We start from the raw sequence: 23,436 nt of genomic DNA, 5'->3' as shown, positions 1-23,436 counted from the left end.
TTTTATTTGTAACATATTAGTTAAAAACTCTGGGCAAACTTAGTGAAAAAACTTATAATCAATAACTCTTCGAGGTGTTTTTTGTAGCAATCATTTGTAAAAATCATCTTTATACTTTTAAATAGCTACAAGGAATCGAAGTATTATCGTTTACTAAAGTAGATTTTATATTTACCTTCTTTTGTTTGCTATTCAGAAAGAATTTCTTTTTATTTGCATTGAATTAAAATAAAAAAAACAACATGATAAGTTCATTTCCTGGCGAAGGAAATTTATCTGGTTTAGAACCACGAAATTTTCAAAAAGGTATTAATGGTAAAAACACAGATTTATTTATCCTAAAAAACAAGAAGGGTATGGAAGTTGCCGTAACGAATTACGGATGTGCCATCCTTTCTATTATTGTTCCTGACAAAAACGGTACGTACGCCAACGTCGTTTTAGGACATGATAGTATAGATCACGTTATCAACAGTCCCGAACCCTTTCTCAATACTGTCATCGGACGTTATGGAAATCGCATAGCCGACGGCAGATTCATTCTTCATGGAGAAGATTATAAACTAACTGTAAACAACGGTCCTAACTCCTTGCACGGTGGTCCCACTGGCTTTCATGCCCGTGTATGGGATGCCGTACAAATTAATGAGGCAACCGTTCAATTCTCTTACCTATCCGAGGATGGTGAAGAAGGATTTCCCGGAAATCTAGAGGTAACCATGACCTATCGTCTCGAAGATGAGGATAATTCCTTAATTATAGAGTATCGCGCAGAAACGGATAAACCTACTGTGGTAAACCTTACCAATCATGCTTTCTTTAATTTAGCAGGTATCGATAATCCGACTTCTTCCATTGAGTCGAACGAAGTAACAATCAACGCGGACTTTTTTGTTCCTATTAATGATGTATCCATACCAACCGGTGAAATATTGAAAGTAGAAGGAACGCCTATGGATTTTCGCTCACCGCATACTATAGGCGAACGTATCAACGAACCTTACCAACAACTCATTAATGGTGCAGGATACGACCATTGTTATGTTCTAAACAAATTTGAAGCAGGTGAAATATCCCTTGCAGCCACATGCAAAGACAAAGTAAGCGGTCGTAAGCTAACGGTGTACACCACCGAAGCTGGAGTGCAACTTTATACAGGCAACTGGTTAGGCGGTTTTACCGGTGCGCATGGAGCTACATTCCCTGCAAGAAGCGCTCTTTGCTTCGAAGCTCAATGCTTCCCCGATACACCCAACAAACCTCATTTCCCTTCAGCAACACTGATGCCCGGTGACGAATATCAACAAGTTACAATTTATCAGTTTGGTGTAGAACAATAGTCTTTTATTTACTAACCTAATTATAATATCAAACAATTAAAACCATGACACAAGAAAAAAAGAACAGTAATCTCGTAGCTATTATTACGATGTTTTTCATCTTTGGTATGATCTCTTTTGTAACCAATCTGGCAGCTCCTTTCGGCACAATCTGGAAGGGTCAATACGCAGGGTCGAATACATTAGGTATGATGGGAAATATGATGAACTTTCTTGCTTATTTATTTATGGGTATTCCTGCCGGTAACATGCTCGTAAGAATCGGCTACAAAAAGACAGCCTTAGTTGCAATGGCAGTAGGTGTTCTCGGATTATTTACACAGTATTCCTCCAGTTTGTTCGGAGTTGAAACCGGTATTTTCTCATTTGGCGAATACACCATCATGCTAAACTTCGTTGTTTACTTGCTTGGAGCATTCATTTGCGGTATTTGCGTATGTATGTTAAATACGGTAGTAAATCCGATGTTGAATTTGCTTGGTGGCGGAGGTAACAAAGGTAATCAGTTAATTCAATCCGGTGGCGCGATTAACTCATTATCCGGCACACTGACTCCTTTCTTTGTAGGAGCGTTGATTGGCACAGTAACTACAAAAACATCCATGACAGATGTAGCTCCGTTGCTCTTCATTGCTATGGGTGTGTTTGCTACTGCTTTCATTATTATTTCATTTGTATCTATCCCCGAACCACATCTTCAGAAAGGTGGTATTAAAAAAGAAAAGTTTGCTCATAGCCCTTGGAGTTTCCGCCATACGGTAATGGGGGTAATAGGTATCTTTATTTATGTGGGTATCGAAATTGGTATTCCTGGTACTTTGAACTTCTATCTAGCTGATGCTTCAGAAAAAGGTGCAGGTATATTGGTTAATGGCGCTGCCATTGGTGGTGCAATTGCTGCTATCTATTGGCTATTAATGCTCGTTGGTCGTACAGTAAGTAGTGCTATCAGTGGAAAAGTATCCAGCCGTACCCAGTTAATCGTGGTATCTACTGCAGCTATTCTTTTTGTGCTTATCGCCATCTTCACTCCTAAAAATGTGGGAATGGAAGTTCCATCTTTCATCTACAATCCAATATCAAAAACCACTAGCATTTTAACCAATGCGGGTGTTCCTGCTGACCAAATAGAAGCATTTATCGCCAATCCTACTTCTGTGGATTTTTCGCCTTATGCTGATGGCTTGATGTCAGAAGGTAATTTGAAACCAGAAGACGTGCCTAACTCACTAAATGCCCCTAAAGTACCTATTAGTGCATTCTTCCTCATTCTTTGTGGCCTTTGTACTTCTGTAATGTGGGGTGGTATCTTTAATCTTGCTGTAGAAGGCTTGGGTAAATACACAGCACAAGCTTCGGGCATCTTTATGATGATGGTTGTAGGAGGTGGCGTATTGCCATTGATGCAACAAGGCCTTTCAGATGCTTTTGGCTACATGACAAGTTACTGGCTCATCATCATAGCACTTGCTTATCTATTATATTACGGCTTGGTAGGTTGTAAAAATGTAAACAAGGATATTCCTGTAGAATAATATTAAACACAAACTAATTAATACTGAAATTATGGATATAAACCATGTAAGAACACGTTTTTCAAAACATTTTGAAGGAAAAACCGGAGCTGTTTATGCTTCTCCGGGACGTATTAACCTGATTGGCGAACACACCGATTATAATGGTGGATTTGTATTTCCCGGAGCTGTAGATAAAGGCATCATTGCCGAAATCAAGCCCAATGGTACTAATAAAGTTCGTGCGTATGCCATCGATTTGAAAGATAAAATAGAGTTTGGATTGAACGAAGAAGATAAGCCACGCACCAGTTGGGCAAAGTACATCTTCGGGGTATGCCGCGAAATGATTAAACGTGGAGTAGATGTTCAAGGATTCGACACTGCTTTCGCAGGCGATGTGCCTCTTGGAGCTGGAATGTCTTCATCGGCTGCAATTGAAAGTACGTATGCTTTTGCACTGAATGAAATCTTTGGCGAGAATAAGATTGATAAATTTGAATTAGCGAAAGTAGGACAAGCTACAGAACACAATTACGTAGGTGTAAACTGTGGTATTATGGACCAGTTTGCTTCTGTATTTGGTAAGGCAGGCAGCTTAATCCGTTTAGATTGCCGCTCATTGGAGTATCAGTACTTCCCATTCAACCCCGAAGGCTACAGCTTGGTACTTCTCGACTCGGTTGTAAAACACGAATTGGCTTCTTCTGCTTACAACAAGCGTCGTCAATCGTGCGAAACTGTAGTTGCTGCTATGCAAAAGAATCATCCTCATGTACAGTTCCTTCGCGATGCTAACATGGCTATGCTCGAAGAAGTAAAGGAGCAAGTTAGTGCTGAAGATTACATGCGCGCCGAATATGTGATTGAAGAAATTCAACGCGTACTCGATGTTTCGGATGCTCTTGAAAGAGGTGATTACGAAACTGTTGGACAAAAAATGTATGAAACACATCACGGTATGAGCAAACTTTACGAAGTTAGTTGCGAAGAGCTCGATTTCCTCAATGATATTGCTAAAGAATGTGGAGTTACTGGTTCACGCGTTATGGGTGGTGGCTTCGGCGGCTGCACCATAAACTTGGTAAAAAATGAACTACACGATGCTTTCGTTGAAAAAGCACAAGAAGCTTTCAAAGCGAAGTTTGGTAAATCTCCAAAAGTATATGAAGTAGTAATCTCGGATGGTTCGAGAAAACTGGCGGATTAAACGCTAGAACATAATAAAAAACAAAAAGGCTTTCTTGCAGAATGTGAGATGGCCTTTTTGTTTTTCTTGGATGGTTCGAAGCGCATCCTTTTGTATAAGTCAACCTGTCTTTCGAGATTTTTTGCCAGTGCATTGGCAAAGTTGTGCCAACGCATTGGCACTACTGTGCATCAACGGTGGCACGACAGTGCCAACGCGTTGGCACAACCTCGTTTAGCGTTCAATAACCAACCGACTATTTGCATCTCCAAACAGGTTAGAACCAATAGCTGTCAGTTTATCTCCTTTTGCTACTACTTTAGTTAAGTTATCGCAATTCATAAAAGTGCCATAACCTATAGTTGTTACAGTTTCTGGAAGCTCCAACACACCACTTAGTCGCCCACAGCCACTAAACACACGTTGTCCCAATGAGCGTAGTTGTTCAGGTAGCACAATACGTATCAGGTATTTTTTCTGTGCAAAAATAAAATCAGGAATATCCGTAACAGTTGTTTTAGTAATATCTACTGATACTAAATTGGGCATATAATCACGAATAAGTTTCATATCTTCATTATCTAACTTTCCCTCTATTGTGAGAAAATTAATCTCTTTGGGTTGTAATCCTGCTTTGAGGATGCCATCACGCAGTGTTTCTCCCTGACCAATTTGTAGATGAATGGTAATAGGATCTCCCTCAAGCACTGCAAAATTTTCCCAACGTTTCTTCAAGCGATAGTCATCTCGTGTTCCATAGGGTACAAAAACAGCAGTAACCGCATCCGACAATCCATCCTCCAACAAATTGGGAGCTGTTTTTTTATTAATCTGACACACCTGAAGGTTATTGCATTTCTTGAAAGCGCCATCCTCTATATTCTTTAATTTTTCAGAGAGGATAACTTTGATTAACGAAGACTTCCCTATAGTATCTCCGTTTACTACTCGGCAAAAGGCATACGCTGGAATACAATTAGGCGGATATATGTAAAATTTATCTGCATGTGTACCTTCTTTTCCACTATACAAGCGAATATCCGCATTGGAAATATCTAATACCTGTAAGCTTTCGAATTCATTTCGCAAATGTTTGAAATCAATAGCGTTAATTTTTCCTGTAAGCGTAAGATGTGTAATGCTATTTGCCTCATCTTCCGTAAGTTGAGAAATCAACGTACCTGCTTTATTCACAAAAATCGTTTTACTGACTTGTGCCTGAATAACATTTGCTGTAAACATTAAAACAGCTATAAATAACCCTGTTGCTTTCATTATAATTTACTTTTTTATTGCTACAAATATAACAAACTTTTAGGGTATGTCTTATTTAATAAATACTTTTGTAGCTTAATAACGTATTATCATCATGATAGAACAAACAGGAAAAGAAGAAATAGAGATAACAAAAGAACAAGTTATTCCCCCAAAAGAGCCCAAAGGATTGGCAATATGGCTAACTATTCCTCTCTTTTTTCTGACAATGATTATCATTCTTGGTTTAGTCTCTGACATCTTAGATCTTATTTATTCTTTATTGGCTGAAGAAACTTACAAGGAAACCACATTATTTAAGGTGGTGGAACAATGGGTTATGTTCTTCTCCGTATGGCTGAGTGCCTGGTTGGTAATGAAATACATGGATCAGCAGCCTACCCAGGAAATTGGTATGAGCATTCATGGCCGGGGAAAGGATATTCTATATGGCTTATTAATGGCAATTGTACTTTATGTCATAGGGTTTGGCGTACTACTGGCAACGGGAAATATTGTCATAGAGGGTATTAATCCAAGTCTTTCTACGCTTGCCACCTCCTTTGTCTTTTTTCTTCCTGCCGCTATGATCGAAGAAGTTATGACTCGCGGGTATATACTCAATCGACTGATGAGTAAGATGAATAAGTTTCTGGCACTGGTGCTGTCATCCGTACTCTTCTCAGTTATGCATGCGGGAAACCCCAATTTGGGTACACTGCCTTACATTAACCTTTTTCTGGCGGGTGTTATGCTTGGAGCTTCCTATATATATACGCGCAACTTATGGTTTCCCATTTCGTTGCACGTATTCTGGAATTGGATACAAGGTCCGGTGTTAGGATTTGAAGTAAGCGGAACCAATATGTTCTCCCCTCTCCTTACAATTTCACGTCCTGAAGAAAACATCTTAAACGGAGGATTATTTGGTTTTGAGGGGTCTATACTTTGTTCGATTATCTCGCTTGCAGCAGCAACATTCATTACTCTTTGGTGTATAAAACAAAAAAAGCAAGAAACTATTAGAACTGCGGAACATCAATCATCGTAAGAGATATTCGTTTGCGATTTGTATCTACTTCGAGCACCTTTACGTACACTTGTTGATGAATAGAAACTACTTCGTTGGGGTCTGAAATATATTTCGCGGCCATCTGCGACAGGTGTATTAATCCATTCTCTTTAATACCGATATTTACAAAAGCACCAAAGTTGGTTATGTTTCCCACAATACCGGGAAGTATCATACCAACTTTGAGGTCGGTTATTGTACGAATGCTCTTGTCAAACTCAAATGCACGAATCGTTTTACGTGGATCTCTGCCTGGTTTATCTAACTCCTGCATAATATCTTGCAACGTAGGAATACCAATAGTAGCTGTTACGTATTTGTTTATATCAATACTACTACGCAGGTTCTTATCTGTAATTAGTTCTGCAACCGTACATTTGATATCTTTTGCCATTTGTTCCACAATATGGTAACTTTCGGGGTGAACAGCTGTAGCATCCAGTGGATTTTTCGCTTCGGGAATCCTCAAGAATCCCGCACATTGTTCAAATGCTTTAGCTCCCATACGTGTAACCTTCATGAGTTCCTTACGCGAAACAAAAGCACCATTCTCTGTGCGATAATCAATAATGTTTTGGGCTAATTGAGGACCTAATCCTGAAACATACGTCAGTAGATGCCCACTTGCCGTATTCAGATTAACACCAACGGAATTTACACAACTTACTACGGTTTGGTCTAATGTTTTTTTGAGCTTGTTCTGGTCCACATCATGTTGATACTGCCCTACACCAATAGATTTTGGGTCTATCTTTACTAACTCGGCAAGTGGATCCATTAATCTTCTACCAATAGAAACCGCCCCACGCACAGTGACATCGTAATCGGGAAACTCATCACGCGCAATCTTTGAAGCAGAGTAGATGGAAGCACCTTGCTCACTTACTACAAAGACTTGCACTTCTTGTGGAAACCTCATAGAAGTAATAAATTCTTCCGTTTCGCGACTTGCCGTACCATTACCTATAGCAATTGCCTCTATTTTATACGACTCTAGCATTTTACGCACCCGCGAAGCTGCATCTGATCGTTTGTTTACTGGTTGGTGTGGATATATATTCTCATTATGCAACAAGTTTCCTTGCGCATCCAAGCATACCACTTTGCAACCGGTGCGATAGCCTGGATCTATTGCTAGTACTCGTTTTTGTCCTAATGGAGGTGCGAGTAATAACTGTCGCAAATTTTCCGCAAACACTCGAATGGCTTCATCATCGGCTTTTTCTTTAGAGAGATGGGCATATTCGGTTTCGATGGAAGGTTTCAGCAAGCGTTTGTACGAATCAGAAACAGTCTCTGACACTAATTGTCCACATGTATTTTGGCTACGAACAAATTGCTTTTCAAGTCTTTCTATACATTCAATATCATCAGGCGAAATACCAACCCGGAGAAAGCCCTCTGATTCGGCACGCCGTATAGCCAATATACGATGTGAGGAAGCTCGTTTCAGAGACGAGGTATAATCAAAGTAATCACGATACTTATCGGCTTCTTCCTCTTTACCTTTAATTACTTTGGAAGTAATAATCGCACCACGTTCAAATTGGTTGCGAACAAGATTCCGGGCTCGCTCATTCTCATTGATTTGTTCAGCAATAATATCTTTTGCACCTTTCAATGCCTCGTCTACTGTTTCAACTTCCTTACTTAAGAACATTTTAACTCGAGCATTCAGGTCTCTTTCTTGTTGCAACAAAATAATATTAGCTAGCGGTTCAAGTCCTTTTTGCCGAGCTAGCTCGGCACGGGTTTTTCGCTTTGGCTTATAAGGTAAATATAAATCCTCAAGAACAGTCAAATCCCAAGTATCAGTAATCCTTTTTCGCAATTCATCTGTTAATTTTCCTTGTTCCTCAATAGTAGAAAGAATCGTTTCCTTCCTTTTGACTATTTCACACAATTTTAGATATCTACTATTGATTGTTTCTATCTGAATTTCATCTAAATTTCCTGTGAGTTCTTTTCTATAGCGAGAAATGAACGGGATTGTTGCTCCTTCGGAGAGTAGTTTCAAAGTGTTCTCTACTTGCTTTTGTGAGATCTTTAATTCCTGTTCTATAATACCTGAAAACTGTTTCATATTTCTGTTATCTGTTTTATTAAGAACAAATGTAGGAATTCCGTTGTTATAATTAAGCAACAAAATTGTATATTTGCTTTGAATTAATGCTTATAATTGTTCTTATTTACTTTTGCCCCATGTTTAAGACCAATAAATATTGCATCTTCCTTTTGATATTCTTTACTTGTTTTGATGCTTTCTATAATAAAATTTGGGCTTCAGAAAGTGAAAAACAGATATTGATTATCAGTTCTTACAATCCCGACTCACACATTACAGCCACCAACATAACTGCATTCATGGATGAATACAGTGCTTTGGATGGTAAAAACCATATTGTTATTGAGAATATGAATTGTCGAAGCTTTTCCGAAGCACATCTTTGGAAAGGTAGAATGCGTACCATTTTGAATAAATACAAGGGAGAGAAAAAACCGGAATTTATCATTTTATTGGGCCAAGAAGCATGGGCTACATATTTCTCGCAACAAGATTATGTAAGTAGCGATATTACAGTATTAAGCGCAATGGGAAGCCGGAACGGAGTTATTCTACCCGATAATTCCACCAAATATTCTCTTAAAAATTGGATGCCCGAGTCTGTAGATTTTCTTTCTCCCCAAATAGCAAAACATTTAAATGGTGGTTTTGTTTTTGACTATGATATTGATAGTAACATCAAGCTGATACTCGAGCTATACCCCGAAACCAAAAATATTGCTTTTATATCCGACAACACTTATGGTGGTGTTTCTATCCAAGCATTCGCTAGAAAAGAAATCAGTGAAAAATATCCTGATTTGAACCTCATTTTATTGGATGGACGACACCACACCTTTTATTCAATCATAAAGGAGCTGACACAACTTCCCGAACAAACCGCTATACTTATTGCTACATGGCGTATAGACGAGAGCGACAGTTATTTTTTGAGAAACGCAATCTATGCCATGATGGGAGCTACAGCACATATCCCTGCTTTCACACTGAGCACAATTGGATTAGGATATTGGGCTATTGGTGGTGTTACACCTAATTATCAAGATTTTGGCAAAAATCTAGCCAGACAAGTCAGACGCTTACAAGTTGATAAAAATTCTGCTTGCAAAGAAAATCTAGTAACACTAATAAACAATGTACTAAGATTTGATTATAGCAAGCTACAGCAATTAAATTTGCATAAATCAGATTTCCCAGACGGAACCATCTTTGTTAACAAAAGACCATCCTTATACGAACTATATAAGTATTGGCTCTGGGGGGCTGTCTTTTTTATTTTTGTAATAATTACAGCGTATTTAGTGTTGCTATATTTCTACCACCGAGCAAAAAAATTAAACACAGCATTAGAACTCTCGGAGGTTAACTTACGGGAAGCCAAAGAGAGAGCAGAGGAATCTGATAGGCTGAAAAGCGCTTTCTTAGCTAATATAAGTCATGAAATACGTACGCCACTCAATGCTATTGTGGGTTTTTCGAATGTATTAATTACCGAAGAGATGGAAAAAGAAGAACAACAAACATTCTTCGATATCATTAATACAAACTCTGAATTGTTGCTTCGAATCATTAACGATGTATTGGACATATCGCGCATGGAAACAGACAAATTCTTTTTCTCTTTCGAAAAAAGCGATATTATAGAGCTTACTAAACAAGTAATTATCTTAATTAAGCAAACAAAGAAAAGTACTAATGAGATTATTTTCAAATCAGAGTTCGAGCGTTTGGAATTAGTTACAGATGTGCGACGCTTGCAACAAGTTATCATAAACTTACTTTTAAATGCTATTAAATTTACAGAAAACGGAACTATTACTGTAGAAATTATTGTTGATAAACCAAATAACAATGTTACATTTGCAATTGCAGATACAGGAATTGGTATTCCTATTGAAAAACAACGACTTATTTTTGAACGATTCGAGAAAACAAATGAATATACACAAGGTACGGGTTTAGGCCTTGCCATTTGTGAGTTAATAGTAGAACGATGGGGAGGTAAAATTTGGGTTGATCCTCAATATAACAATGGAGCGAAATTTATATTTACTCACCCCATTGAGTTGCCGAGCAAGCTCGTGCAACAAACGCATTAATTAATTATACAGATGAAGAAAACATTATGCATTCTCTTACTGCTGTTAGGAGTGCATCCTATATTGGCACAAGAGAAAGAGATTTCGTTAAAACTGGTGGAAACGAGTGATATACATGGGCGGTTATACCCATATAATTTCTTGGAGAAAAAAGAAGCTTCGGGAAGTTTGGCGCGTGTATATTCCTATGTTGAAGAAAAACGAAAGATTTATAAAGATAACCTTATATTGATTGACAATGGGGATATTATTCAAGGAGATCCCACTGTTTATTACTATAATTTCATTGACACAACTTCAACACACCTTTGTGCTGCCATAATGAATTATATGAAGTATGACGTAGCAAACATAGGTAACCACGACATTGAGCCAAGCAAAAAAGTTATGGATAGATGGATAAGTAACTGCAGCTTCCCTGTACTTGGCGCAAATATTCTCAATAAAGAAACCGGAAAACCTACGTACAAACCCTACATTATTATTGAACGTGAAGGTGTAAAAATTGCAGTATTAGGGTTGATAACTCCCGCAGTGCCAGTATGGCTACCATCTAATTTGTGGCAAGATTTAGATTTTGAGGACATGGAAAAGTCCGCAAAGAAGTGGATGCGAATTATAAAGAAAGAAGAAAACCCCGATATTGTTATCGGATTGTTTCATGCTGGACAGTTTGATACTATTTTAGGAGGATACAAGGATAATGCATCGCTTTCCGTAGCTCGTAGAGTACCGGGCTTTGATGTAATTTTAATGGGGCATGACCATACTATCGAATGTAAGAAAATTGTTAGCGACATGGGTGATACCATTATGGTAGTAAATCCCGGTAACAATGGAACAGCTTTAGCTGAAGTAGATATTAAATTAAATATGAGATATGGTAAAGTAGAGCAAAAAACAATTACCGGTGCTATCATCTCAGCCGATCAATACCACCCTAGTGAAGCTTTCTTACACCAATTTAACCAAGCAAAAAAAGGTGTTGAAGCATTCCTCGATGAAGAAATTGGTACTTTTCAAGAAACACTTTCCACTCGCGATGCCTATTTTGGTTCCTCTGCGTTCATTGATTTTATTCACATGTTGCAATTGCAGATTACAGGAGCTGAAATTTCTTTTACATCTCCTCTTGCTTATGACACCCATATCAAGAAAGGAAGTATTACTGTTGCCGACATGTTTAAACTATATAAATACGAAAACCTGTTATACACCATCCGCTTATCAGGAAAAGAGATTAAGAAATACTTAGAATTTTCCTATGATATGTGGACAAACCGAATGAAATCTCCTAAAGATCATCTATTAAATCTTAAGGATCCTGAGAAGAATAAAAACAACTATGCACTGAAATACTTCAGTTATAATTTTGATTCAGCAGCAGGGCTTATTTACACGGTAGATGTAACCAAGAGAAAAGGTAAAAAAATCAATATCATCAGTATGGCGGATGGTAGCCCATTTGATGAAAACAAAGAATACACTGTTGTTGTAAACTCTCATCGTGGAAATGGTGGCGGAGAACTGTTGACAAAAGGTGCAGGTATTCCACAAGAAAAACTAAAGGAACGTATCATAACATCAACCAACAAGGATATACGTTACTACCTCATACAACACCTCAGGAAAGTAAAAGAGCTCAACCCACAACCATTCAACCAATGGAAGTTCATTCCTGAAGACTGGGCTGCAAAAGCAGCAGAACGTGATTATCACATTCTTTTTCCACAAGAGTAACTTGCAATGTCCGAAAGTTTATTCCTTATAGAAGGTAATAAAAAAGAGAAGTACGAATCTTTATTACCACAAATCAAGGCCTTAATAGGAGGCGAAGAAGACCGCATTGCCAACTTAGCAAATATTGCTGCAGCACTCAAAGAAGCATTTGACTTCTTTTGGGTCGGATTCTATTTAGTAAAAGGCGAAGAGCTAGTATTAGGACCTTTTCAAGGGCCAATCGCATGTACCCGTATCAAAAAAGGGAAGGGAGTATGTGGAACTGCATGGCAGAAAAATGAAACAATTATAGTGGCAGATGTAAATGACTTTCCCGGGCACATTGCCTGTAGTTCGCTTTCGCAATCAGAGATAGTTATTCCACTCATTATCAATGAGAAGACATGGGGAGTTTTAGATATTGACAGCGATAAAATCAATCATTTTGATGAAATAGATAAACACTTCTTAGAAGAATTATGTAGCAACATTCAATAAAAAAACACTCTCTATTTATAATCATTCAAAATAAAAAACATACCTTTGCCCCCCAATTAAAAAAACAAAGGTATGATAACTGTAAGAAGAATAAACACAAAAATCAATCGTTTTGTATTCCTTATCGTCGCAGCTTGTCTCTACTTAAATGTACAAGCAGCAAACCCCATAAAAGATGGGAACCATATTTCAGGTCACATTATCGTCAACGGAACCGAAGAAGACATTCCGTATGCAAGTATTTTAATTATTGAAACCGGACAAGGTGCAACTTCCAATGAACGCGGACAGTTTGAATTCCGTAAAATCCCTGCAGGCGAATACACACTTCGCGTACAGATGCTAGGTTATAAAACGCAAGAGAAAAAGGTAACCGTAAGTAGCGAATTTACAACTGTTATACACTTCAAGCTATCGGAAGACAACCTATTGCTCAATGAAGTAGTCGTTTCGGCAAATCGTAACGAAGTAAGCCGCAAAGAAGCTCCGGTAGTGGTAAACGTTATCTCGCAAAAACTGTTTGAGACTGTCAACTCCACTGATTTAGCGAAATCGTTAAATTATCAATCAGGATTACGCGTTGAGAACAATTGTCAAAACTGTGCTTTTCCACAAGTGCGCATCAATGGTTTGGAAGGTCCTTACTCACAGATACTCATAAACAGCCGTCCGGTTGTAAGTGCCTTGTCGGGTGTGTACGCACTGGAACAAATACCAGTAAATATGATTGAGCGTGTGGAAATAGTTCGTGGAGGAGGTTCGGCTTTGTTTGGTGCAAATGCTGTTGCTGGAACAATAAATATCATTACGAAAGATCCTATTGACAACTCTTTCCAGGTAACAACTACTATGTCTAATGCCGATGGGCAATCATGGGAACAATACATGGGCGCAAATGTCTCTTTGGTTTCTAAAGACAATTCATACGGTATTTCATTGTACGAATCGTATCGCAACCGCAATCCATACGATAGAGACGGAGATGGTTTCTCGGAAGTAGGAAAGTTGAATATGAACACTTTTGGTATGCGTGCTTACTATCGCCCCACTCACTTCAGTAAGCTAAATATTGAGTATCACACAACAAATGAGTTTCGCCGTGGTGGAAACGCATTCGACCAACAACCACACGAAAGTGATATTACCGAACAAACCAAGCATATCATCAATAGCGGAGGAGTAAGTTATGACAAGTTTTGGAGTGAATACAAACATAAAATGTCTCTCTATGCTTCTGTACAACACATTGAAAGAAGTAGTTACTACGGTGCACTCCAAGATTTAAATGCTTATGGCAAGACAGACGACCTTACATGGGTTGTGGGTGGCATGTATACCGGAAACATTGATCAGTTCATTTTTGCTCGCGCAACACTTACTACTGGTCTTGAATATCAGGACAACTCCCTGCATGATGTTATGACCGGCTATCACAGAGATATGAAACAAGATGTACGTATTGGTGGAGGATTTGTGCAAAGTGAATGGAAAATGAAGTACCTCACCCTATTGGCTGGTGCACGTTTGGATAAACACAATTTGATTAGCAATCTAATTTTCAGTCCTCGCTTAAATTTATTGTGGACTCCTATCGATAACTTGCAAGGACGCCTTACCTACTCTACCGGTTTTCGTGCTCCACAAGCTTTCGACGAAGACTTACACATCACTGCTGTAAATGGTGAAGGTATGCAAATTGTACTTGCTGATGATTTGAAAGAAGAACGTTCCAAAACATTCAGTGGTTCGCTCGACTGGACAACTCCACTTGGACACCATTGGCAAGCCAATATACTGGTAGAAGGTTTCTATACAGATTTGAAAAATGTATTCGTATTGGAACCTATCGGCGAAAATGAATACGGTGACCCCATCAAAGAGAGAAGAAATGGTAGTGGTGCTCGTGTGTATGGTGCAAATATTGATGCAAAAATAGCACACGGACGTAATGTACAGTTTCAGGTTGGTTTTACTGCACAGCGCAGCCAGTACAAAAAGGCAGAAGCATGGACGGATGATGATGACGACAACCAGCAATTCACTAAACGTATGCCACGTACGCCAAACTACTATGGGTACTTTACTTTTACAGCAGCGCCAACAAGCAAATTCGATTTTTCCATATCAAGTATCTATACTGGCGAAATGCTTGTTCCGCACTTTCCACACGAAGCAGACCCTGTGATGAAGAAAACACCCGATTTCTGGGATATGAACGTAAAGCTAAATTATACATTTACACTACGCGACCACATCAAACTACAACTTAATGCGGGTGTTCAAAACATCTTCGATAGTTTCCAAAAAGACTTAGACAGTGGTAAGTATAGAGACTCGGGCTATTTTTATGGTCCCACCCAACCTCGTACTTTCTTCTTTGGCTTTAAGCTTACAAAATAAGCTGCTGTAGATATATTCAAGTAACTAAAATTTCTCAGTGTTTTTTGAATCAAAAAGCACTGAGAAACACCTCAAAAGACACTGAGTTTTATTTCAAAAGTCAGTGTCTTTTTTTGCCATAAGACAAGGTGCAAAAATGCGCTTCGTCAGGTATAATCCAAAAAATAACCCAACGGATTTAGCGACTTGTTCATCATAAAAGCAAGAAAACAACCTCGTTTTTGTAAACTGTTTGTAACAATTACTTCGCATTTTAAGTTTTACCCTCTTCTGTAAAACTCTTATTTTGTTCTATTTCTCTGATTTGTGTTCTATTTGCGAATAATCTAACAGTTTTAATTGTTAGATTTGTAAAAAGAGAGCCTTATGAATGCAATTTCCATATACAATTTAGAGACTTTTCCCATTTGCACTGATGAAAGAAAAGTAAACCACATTGATAGCGATTTTTATATCTTTAATGATTTGCGGTTAATGCCTTCTTATGATAAGCCAACAAGAATAGATACGACTGTTATTTCTATTTGCCTGAATGGCTTTACACGTGTTGGAATAAATATGCAAGAGTACTATATTACTCCGGGCACCCTACTTATTAGCTTGCCCGATCAAGTTTTGCAATCTATCGAAGTTAGCCCCGATTATCAAAGTGTGTGTATAGCTATGTCTCGAGAGTTCTCTGACGAAACCTATGCTCGCATTAAGATAATGTTACCTTTCTTCTTTTATACCAAAGACTATCCGTGTATCTCTCTAAGTCAAAGGCAGTTGGAACGAATACTCGACTATTTTAACCTTATCTGGAAGAAAACAAACGAAGAACATGGTGAATTTTTACGAGATATTATTTGTAACCTGATTGTCTCGTTGTACTATGAGATATATGATGTGTACAATAACAAAAGGAAAATCAACATTCCCCACAAAACAAGACAGGAGTCATTGTTTGATTATTTTATGCGTAGCCTATCTTCTAATTTCAAGAAAGAAAGAAGTGTAAATTTCTATGCCTATGAGTTATGTGTTACCCCCAAACACCTTTCTTGTGTGGTAAAAGAAGTTAGCGGGCGAACTGCCGGTGAGTGGATTGACAATTTTGTTATTAATGAAGCCAAAAGTTTGCTAAGTGGTTCCAAAAAGAATATTCAAGAAATTGCCGATGACTTGAATTTCGCTAACCAGTCTTTCTTTGGCAAATATTTTAAGAACTGCACCGGAGTTTCTCCCAAAGAATTCAGAAAGCAATAAGAAAAACATTCTTATCTTTGTATTTTAGCTTAGAGCAAATAGCAATCTGAATCAACTCAATGAAATGAATAAAGAATTTGACCTATCACTCTCCTCTTATGGCAAAGTAAGAGGAGTTAAATACGATGTCGTAGTACTTCCTTGGGGAGCAACCGAACCTCATAACTTACACTTGCCCTATCTGACCGACTGCATTCTTCCTCATGATATTGCCGTAGAAGCCGCTGAGTTAACTCTTAAGCAATATGGAATGCGCTGTATGGTGTTGCCGCCTGTTGCATTTGGCGCACACAACCCCGGTCAGCGCGAACTTCCCTTCTGCATACATACGCGTTATTCTACCCAGCAAGCCATTTTGGAAGATATTGTAGCTTCACTCTATGTGCAGGGAGTAAGAAAACTAATAATTCTTAGTGGACACGGTGGCAATCATTTTAAAGGAATGATTCGTGATTTGGCTTTTGTTTACCCCGATTTTCTGATTGTCTCTGCCGAATGGTTTAGTGTGGTTTCGCCCAAAGGATATTTTGAAGCAGCTATTGATGACCATGCTGGTGAGATGGAAACATCGGTGATGATGCATTATCATCCCGAATTAGTTCATTTGGAAGAAGCAGGCGACGGTGACTCCAAGCCATTTGCTATACCTGCTTTAAATGAAAAATTGGGTTGGGCACCACGCCACTGGGATAAAACAACCATTGATAGCGGTGTGGGTAATCCGAAAAAAGCGACACCCGAAAAAGGTGCCGCTTATATCCATGCTGTAGTAGAGAAAATTGCAAAACTCTTTGGCGAGGTTGGTCTACACGATTTATATTAATTCTTTAGCCATTTATCCAGCCAGCTAAAGAATGTTCGTTGCCACAAGATTCCGTTCTGTGGCTTCAAAACCCAATGGTTTTCATCCGGGAATATCAATAACTCCGCCGGAATATTTTGAACACGAGCCGCATTGAACGCCATCGTTCCTTGTGTAACCGGTACACGTAGGTCTTTCTCTCCATGAATACAAAGTATCGGTGTATCCCATTTTTCTACAAACAAGTGCGGAGAATGTTTATATGTATTCTTTACCTTAGGGTTATTCTTATCCCAGTAAGGGCCAGCCATATCCCAATTCGCAAAGAATATTTCTTCTGTATCAATGTACTGCACTTCCATGTTAAATATACCACAATGTGAAATGAATGCTTTGAAACGCTTTTCGTGATGACCAGCCATCCAATAAACAGTATATCCACCAAAGCTGGCACCTACACAACCTAAACGCTCTTCATCAATGAACGGCTCTTTTGCCATGACATCAATAGCAGTAAATAAATCTTTCATGCACTGACCACCATAGTCTCCACTAATTTGTTCGTTCCACTCCAGTCCGAATCCGGGAAGTCCACGACGATTGGGCGCAACAATTATATAGTCGTTTGCCGCCATCATTTGCATGTTCCAACGATAGGAAAAGAACTGGCTTACCGCATTTTGAGGACCACCGGTACAGTACAAAATTGCAGGGTATTTTTTGTTAGGATCAAAGTTAGGCGGATAAATTACCCATGTAAGCATCTCCTTACCATCGGTTGTTTTCATCCAACGTTCCTCTACCCTACCCATTTCCAACTGATCATAGAGATGTTTATTCTCAAAGGTTAGCTGAGTAGCTTCACCATTCAGAGCTACGGCATAAATCTCGTCTGCCATACTCATGGAGTGTCTTTTAGCTATTAACTTGTCACCACACAAAGCAACAGAAGCATAGTCGTGCACACCTTCGGTTATTACTTTTAATTGTTCATCGGCTAAGGTTACAGCATAAATCTGTGTCTTACCATGCCACACACTGGTAAAATAGATTGTCTGTGCATCTTTGCTCCAACTATACGTATCTACATTTGAATCTAGCGATTTGCTCACAAAACGTTTCTCGCCGGTTTCTAAATTCATCACAAACAAGCGATTCCAGTCCGACTCGTAACCATCTCGCTCCATACTCAACCATGCAATGCTCTTACCATCGGGTGAGTACGTAGGATTGGTATCATACCCCATATTCCCTTCAGTAATATTTGTGTGTTGCTTGGTCTTGAGGTCATAGATATAGATATCCGAGTTAGTAGAAAGTGCATACGCTCTACCTGTTTTTTTCTTACAAGTATATGCAACCTTATCAGAGGTAGTGTTCCATGCCAATTGTTCAATACCACCAAAAGGCTTCATCGGACTTTCGTATGGCTCTCCTTGTAGTATATCCATAACATTAGCGATACTATTTCCATCGAAATCGGCAATAAAAGGATGTGGCGCAGTTGTTACCCATTCATCCCAATGCTTATACATCAGGTCGGAACGAAGCAAACCACTGGCTTTTGCCAAGTCGGGATACAGATCGGCTGTACTTGGAATGACATTTATGGAAGAGATAAAGAGTAGTTTCTTTTCGTCGGGCGAGAAGGCAAAACCCTCAATATCACCATCATAAGCAGTAAGTTGTTTACGTCCGGTTCCATCAGGATTCATTTCCCAAACCTGACTGCTACCACTTTCGCTACTCAAGAAGGCTAGTTTACTACCACCCTTAATCCAGACAACCTGGTTTTCACTGTATGGAGTTTGCGTTATTTGCCTGTTTTGACTGCCGTCGGCATTCATCACAAATACTTCGCGATTGCTTTTATTCTCGGGAATGCTGTAATAGGCAACCGTATAAGCTATCTGCTTTTCATCAGGCGAAACAGCTACCTCTCCTATTCTACCGAATGCCCACAGTGCTTCGGGGGTCATTCGTTTATCACTCACTTGTATGGTTGACTTTCCGATAAGTACCGGATTTTCTTTCTGTACCTTCTCAGTGGCACAAGAAGCTAACATCATAGCTGCTGACATCATTAATAAACTTACATGTTTCATAGACGTTTTGATTATTGGCTAAAAAAAGGCACAAGTTATGCTCCTGTACCTTTTTTTGAATTATCTATTCATTTACTTCTTTTGTCTCTCTTTCAACATCCGCTCCTGCTCTTTCTGCATTGCTTCCAGACGTGCAGCGAATCCTGATTTCTTCTTGGTTTTATTCTTTGTCTTATTTGCTTCAAGTCCTGCCAACAGTTTTTCTTCATTGGTTGTTTTGCGCAGAACAATCATTGTAACTACACTTATCAAAGTAGAGATAAAATAGTAATAGTTCAACCCGGCAGGATAGCTATTCAATATAAAGAGGAACATTACCGGCATGAGGTACATCATCCACTTCATACCCGGCATCTGTTGTTGTCCGGTATCTTGTTGAGACATAGTGTACTTGGTGTTAAGGATGGTTGTTACCGTCATTAACAAACAGAACAAGCTGATGTGACTACCCATGAAAGGAATATTGAACGGTAATTTAAGTATTGCATCATAGGTCGACAAGTCGTTTGCCCACAAGAAACTTTCCTGACGCAACTCAATCGCACTAGGCACAAACATAAACAAAGCCATTAATATAGGGAACTGCAACAGCATCGGCAAACAACCACCCATAGGACTTACACCATATTTACTATACAGCGCCATGGTTTCTTGTTGCTTCTTCATTGCATCTTCCTGCTTGGGATATTTAGCGTTAATCTTTTCAATCTCAGGACGCAACACACGCATCTTGGCCGAAGACATATATGTTTTCCATGTTGCAGGAAACACCACAATTTTTACCAAAACTGTCATCAAGAAAAGAACCAATCCCATACCTAACCCCCAACTTGATAACCAGTCGAAGATATTTACAGTAAACCATTGGTTGATTTGTTTTACTACCGGCCAGCCCAAGTAAACCAAGTCATTAAGTTTCCACTTACTGTCACCGCTCTTTCCTTTATCATAAGCCTTGAGGGTTTTGTAGTGGTTAGGGCCAAAATAGAAATGCATTGTAGTGGGCGCTTCTCCTTTAGGGTCAAAAGAGGTACGCATCTCTGAAGAATAATCCTTAATGTAATCATTACCTTCTTTTCCAACACGTGATTTTAGGATATTCTCGCTAAAGCTTTGGTCGGCAATAAACACCGATGAAAAGAACTGATTTTTGTAAGCAATCCAATTCAATCGTCTGTCAATAGTTTCTTCATCATCTTTGGCTTCGGCAAGGTTATCAGTTTTGTCGGCTACATACTTATATGTAAGGTTGGATAATCTTTTTTCAAAAACCGAACCACGTTCTAATTGGCGAGCACGTTGTGACCATTCTATATTAAGATAATCTACACTATGTGCCAACAAGTTTTCCATTCCAACTGCCTGTATGGTAAAATCCAACAGATAATTATCCGGTTTGAGTTGGTAAATGAAGTCAATGTAACTCTCCTCTCCTGCTACCAAACGCATGGTTACACCCATCTCCGATTGGTTAACCGGTATAAAGTAGTAATCTTTAGTCTGAATTGCTTCCTTCTTATTATAGAAGTAAAAGTTCATCATCATCTCGTTACCGTCAAACAACACCAACGGTTGCTTTTCCTGGTCATTGTACTCCTTTAGTGTAACTTTTGTAACCCTACCGCCTTTATTGTCGATTACGGCTGTTAGCAGTTCATTTTCAATCACTACTGTACCTTCTACACCCTCAATCGCATTAAAGAAAGTAGAGGTTGAATCAATTGTTACGATTTCTTTTTCGTTGGCAAGGGCAGCAGCTGTTTTTTCTCTAAGAGCCTCTTCCTTTTGCTTAACGATGGTAATTGAGTCATTGTATCGTTTAAAGGCTTCTTGTTGTTCTTGCGAGGGACGGCTAAAGTAGCTAAATCCTATCAGCAGTAGTACAATCAAGACAAGTCCTGTTATGGTATTTTTATCCATCATTCGTTTTCTATATCTATATTAATAATAAGTAATTCGTTTATTTATCAATGGCCGCTTTGATAAACGCCAAAAATAACGGATGCGGTTTCAGTACCGTACTGCTGTATTCGGGGTGGAACTGTACACCCATATACCATTTCAATGTAGGTATTTCAACTATCTCAACCAAATCTGACTCAGGATTTATACCCACACACTTCATACCAGCTTTTTCAAACGCATCACGATACTGATTATTAAACTCGTAGCGATGACGATGGCGTTCCTGAATATGTTCTTCTTTGTATGCATCAAAGGCTTTTGAACCTTTAGTTAGCACACACTCAAAGGCACCCAAGCGCATAGTACCACCCATATTTGTTATGGACTTTTGTTCTTCCATAATATCTATGATGTTGTATGGTGTCTTTTCATTTATCTCTACAGAGTTAGCATCGGCATAACCTAATACGTTGCGTGCAAATTCTATTGACATACACTGCATACCAAGACAGATACCCAATGTAGGTATATCGTTTTCACGAGTATAGCGGGCAGCAATGAATTTACCTTCAATACCTCTTGCACCAAATCCCGGACAGATTACCACACCATCTACATGAGCAAGTTTCTCTTCCACATTGTCGGCAGTAAGCGTTTCGGATTGAACATATTCAATTTTCAGTTTACGATCGTTGTATGTTGCTGCTTGCAAAAGCGATTCCAAGATAGATTTGTACGCATCCTGCAGTTCCACGTATTTACCAACAAGGGCAATAGTAATTTCTTCGGTAGCACTATTACGACGCGCGAGGAAAGTTCTCCATGGCAACAAATCCGGATCGGCTTCAACAGGCTGTCCCATTTTACGAAGGATGGTCTTATCGAGGTTTTGCTCCTGCATTTTCAATGGTACTTCGTAGATAGTTGGCACATCAATAGATTGTACCACCGCCTCTTCTTGTACATTACAGAAAAGAGCTACTTTCTTTCTTAAATTGGCATCTAAATGATGTTCTGAGCGAAGCACCAATACATCGGGCTGTATTCCGAGCGACTGAAGTTCTTTTACTGAATGTTGTGTAGGTTTTGTTTTTAGCTCTTTGGCGGCAGCAAGGAAAGGAACATAAGTGAGGTGTACGCAAAGCGCATTATTACCCAATTCCCACTTAAGCTGACGGATACTCTCCATATAAGGAAGAGATTCAATATCGCCCACTGTTCCACCAATTTCGGTAATAACAAAATCAAATTTATATTTACTTCCGAGTTGCTTTATGTTACGTTTTATTTCGTCGGTAATATGAGGAACTACCTGAATGGTTTTACCCAAATAATCGCCACGACGTTCTTTATCGATAACACTTTTGTAGATTCGTCCGGTAGTAATGTTATTTTCCTTGGTAGTCTGAATGCTAAGGAAGCGTTCGTAATGTCCCAGGTCGAGATCTGCCTCGTGCCCGTCTACTGTTACATAACATTCTCCATGTTCATATGGATTCATAGTACCCGGATCAATGTTGATGTATGGGTCAAACTTTTGTATGGTTACTTTATAACCTCTTGCTTGTAAAAGCTTAGCGATAGATGATGATATAATGCCTTTCCCTAATGAAGAAGCAACCCCACCGGTTACAAAAATGTACTTAGTCTCTTTCACAACTTATGCTATTTATTATTTATTTCCTGTATTTTGATTTCGTCTGCGTACTAAAAGACGCAAAAATACAAAAAAAGTAAGAAACTGTTTTGAATTTCCACAGAATAGTTATTATAGGATGCTTTTGTTTTTTCTTTAGCACTCTTTTCGCCTGTTTTTTCTCTTTTTCATTTACCACCAGGAAAACAAGTTTTTACTATTCACCTCTTCATTTTTCAACTCAACAGGTTGATTCTCATTATTATTTGGGTGATAGATACGCTGTTTCTTATAAAGATTGGTGAAGGAGAGATAGGATTCACCCTTAACAAGTTGATTATCAATTGATTTTTCATTAAAATGAAGGGTGAAGGATGGTTGTAAAAGTTCAGTGAGAAATGGATGGTTTTTCAGTGTGTTTTGAGTAAAAAACAGTGAGAAAGCAATCATTTCTCACTGAGTAATATTGTAGTCTTCATTGAACTAATAAAGCATAGGCTGCTGGTGCAAGAGCTATAAGCAATCAAGTCGAATGCCATAAGCATTTGGTGCAAATACCATAAGCATTCGACTCGTTTGCCATAAGCATT

General features: G+C 38.8%; 16 protein-coding genes. 10 read left to right on the top strand and 6 right to left on the bottom strand.

Annotation, left to right across the window (positions count from 1 at the left end; all coding sequences use genetic code 11):
- Positions 1-242: 242 nt before the first annotated feature.
- From D0T50_RS01555 to galK, 3 genes are read left to right on the top strand one after another with little or no spacing between them, the layout of a single operon-like run.
- Positions 243-1,340, top strand: a complete 1,098-nt coding sequence (locus tag D0T50_RS01555) for an aldose epimerase family protein (RefSeq protein WP_163221243.1) — start codon at positions 243-245, stop codon at positions 1,338-1,340.
- A 44-nt stretch (positions 1,341-1,384) separates the two neighbouring features.
- The gene (locus D0T50_RS01550; RefSeq protein WP_163221241.1) at positions 1,385-2,875 is read left to right on the top strand and encodes an MFS transporter; all 1,491 of its coding nucleotides are present in this window, start codon (positions 1,385-1,387) and stop codon (positions 2,873-2,875) included.
- Positions 2,876-2,906: 31 nt separating this feature from the next.
- Complete coding sequence (gene galK, locus D0T50_RS01545) at positions 2,907-4,064, top strand: galactokinase (protein ID WP_163221239.1); 1,158 nt, start codon at positions 2,907-2,909, stop codon at positions 4,062-4,064.
- 213 nt (positions 4,065-4,277) lie between these two features.
- On the opposite strand, the gene D0T50_RS01540 is transcribed toward galK, so the two are convergent.
- On the bottom strand, positions 4,278-5,318 hold the full coding sequence (locus tag D0T50_RS01540; RefSeq protein WP_163221237.1) for a leucine-rich repeat protein: 1,041 nt from the start codon (positions 5,316-5,318) through the stop codon (positions 4,278-4,280).
- A 94-nt stretch (positions 5,319-5,412) separates the two neighbouring features.
- Between D0T50_RS01540 and D0T50_RS01535 the strand changes: the two genes are divergently transcribed.
- A complete protein-coding gene (locus tag D0T50_RS01535) occupies positions 5,413-6,348 on the top strand; it encodes a CPBP family intramembrane glutamic endopeptidase (RefSeq protein WP_163221235.1) in 936 nt (311 codons plus the stop codon).
- Here the strand turns inward: D0T50_RS01535 and D0T50_RS01530 are convergent.
- Positions 6,320-8,452, bottom strand: a complete 2,133-nt coding sequence (locus tag D0T50_RS01530; RefSeq protein ID WP_163221233.1) for a Tex family protein — start codon at positions 8,450-8,452, stop codon at positions 6,320-6,322. The two genes, D0T50_RS01535 and D0T50_RS01530, sit on opposite strands and share 29 nt — an antisense overlap.
- Positions 8,453-8,571: 119 nt before the next feature.
- Here D0T50_RS01530 and D0T50_RS01525 point away from each other — a divergent pair, with 119 nt between their 5' ends.
- The 6 genes from D0T50_RS01525 to D0T50_RS01500 all read left to right on the top strand — a co-directional run bounded on the left by D0T50_RS01525 (position 8,572) and on the right by D0T50_RS01500 (position 17,221).
- On the top strand, positions 8,572-10,533 hold the full coding sequence (locus D0T50_RS01525; RefSeq protein ID WP_163221231.1) for a HAMP domain-containing sensor histidine kinase: 1,962 nt from the start codon (positions 8,572-8,574) through the stop codon (positions 10,531-10,533).
- A 12-nt stretch (positions 10,534-10,545) separates the two neighbouring features.
- Positions 10,546-12,273: a bifunctional UDP-sugar hydrolase/5'-nucleotidase gene (locus D0T50_RS01520; protein ID WP_163221229.1), complete on the top strand. Its 1,728-nt coding sequence runs from the start codon at positions 10,546-10,548 to the stop codon at positions 12,271-12,273.
- A gap of 6 nt (positions 12,274-12,279) precedes the next feature.
- Positions 12,280-12,750, top strand: a complete 471-nt coding sequence (locus D0T50_RS01515) for a GAF domain-containing protein (RefSeq protein WP_163221227.1) — start codon at positions 12,280-12,282, stop codon at positions 12,748-12,750.
- Between the two features lie 72 nt (positions 12,751-12,822).
- On the top strand, positions 12,823-15,150 hold the full coding sequence (locus D0T50_RS01510; RefSeq protein ID WP_163221225.1) for a TonB-dependent receptor: 2,328 nt from the start codon (positions 12,823-12,825) through the stop codon (positions 15,148-15,150).
- A 366-nt stretch (positions 15,151-15,516) separates the two neighbouring features.
- Positions 15,517-16,398: a helix-turn-helix domain-containing protein gene (locus D0T50_RS01505; RefSeq protein ID WP_163221223.1), complete on the top strand. Its 882-nt coding sequence runs from the start codon at positions 15,517-15,519 to the stop codon at positions 16,396-16,398.
- Between the two features lie 64 nt (positions 16,399-16,462).
- Positions 16,463-17,221 (top strand): creatininase family protein, encoded by a 759-nt coding sequence (locus D0T50_RS01500; protein WP_163221221.1) that lies wholly within the window; start codon positions 16,463-16,465, stop codon positions 17,219-17,221.
- Here the strand turns inward: D0T50_RS01500 and D0T50_RS01495 are convergent.
- From D0T50_RS01495 to D0T50_RS13600, 4 genes are all read right to left on the bottom strand, one after another.
- Positions 17,218-19,281 (bottom strand): prolyl oligopeptidase family serine peptidase, encoded by a 2,064-nt coding sequence (locus D0T50_RS01495; RefSeq protein ID WP_370520852.1) that lies wholly within the window; start codon positions 19,279-19,281, stop codon positions 17,218-17,220. The two genes, D0T50_RS01500 and D0T50_RS01495, sit on opposite strands and share 4 nt — an antisense overlap.
- 96 nt (positions 19,282-19,377) lie before the next feature.
- Positions 19,378-21,225, bottom strand: coding sequence for a membrane protein insertase YidC (gene yidC, locus D0T50_RS01490; RefSeq protein ID WP_163221318.1), 1,848 nt, complete (start codon positions 21,223-21,225; stop codon positions 19,378-19,380).
- A 40-nt stretch (positions 21,226-21,265) separates the two neighbouring features.
- A complete protein-coding gene (locus D0T50_RS01485) occupies positions 21,266-22,867 on the bottom strand; it encodes a CTP synthase (RefSeq protein ID WP_163221212.1) in 1,602 nt (533 codons plus the stop codon).
- A 171-nt stretch (positions 22,868-23,038) separates the two neighbouring features.
- On the bottom strand, positions 23,039-23,296 hold the full coding sequence (locus tag D0T50_RS13600) for a hypothetical protein (RefSeq protein ID WP_203558156.1): 258 nt from the start codon (positions 23,294-23,296) through the stop codon (positions 23,039-23,041).
- Positions 23,297-23,436 lie beyond the last annotated feature (140 nt).

The organism is Bacteroides sp. 214, assembly GCF_010501015.1.
GTDB lineage: Bacteria > Bacteroidota > Bacteroidia > Bacteroidales > Bacteroidaceae > Bacteroides.
The sequence above is the reverse complement of the archived record's forward strand: the minus strand, read 5'-3'. Positions and strand labels throughout refer to the sequence as shown.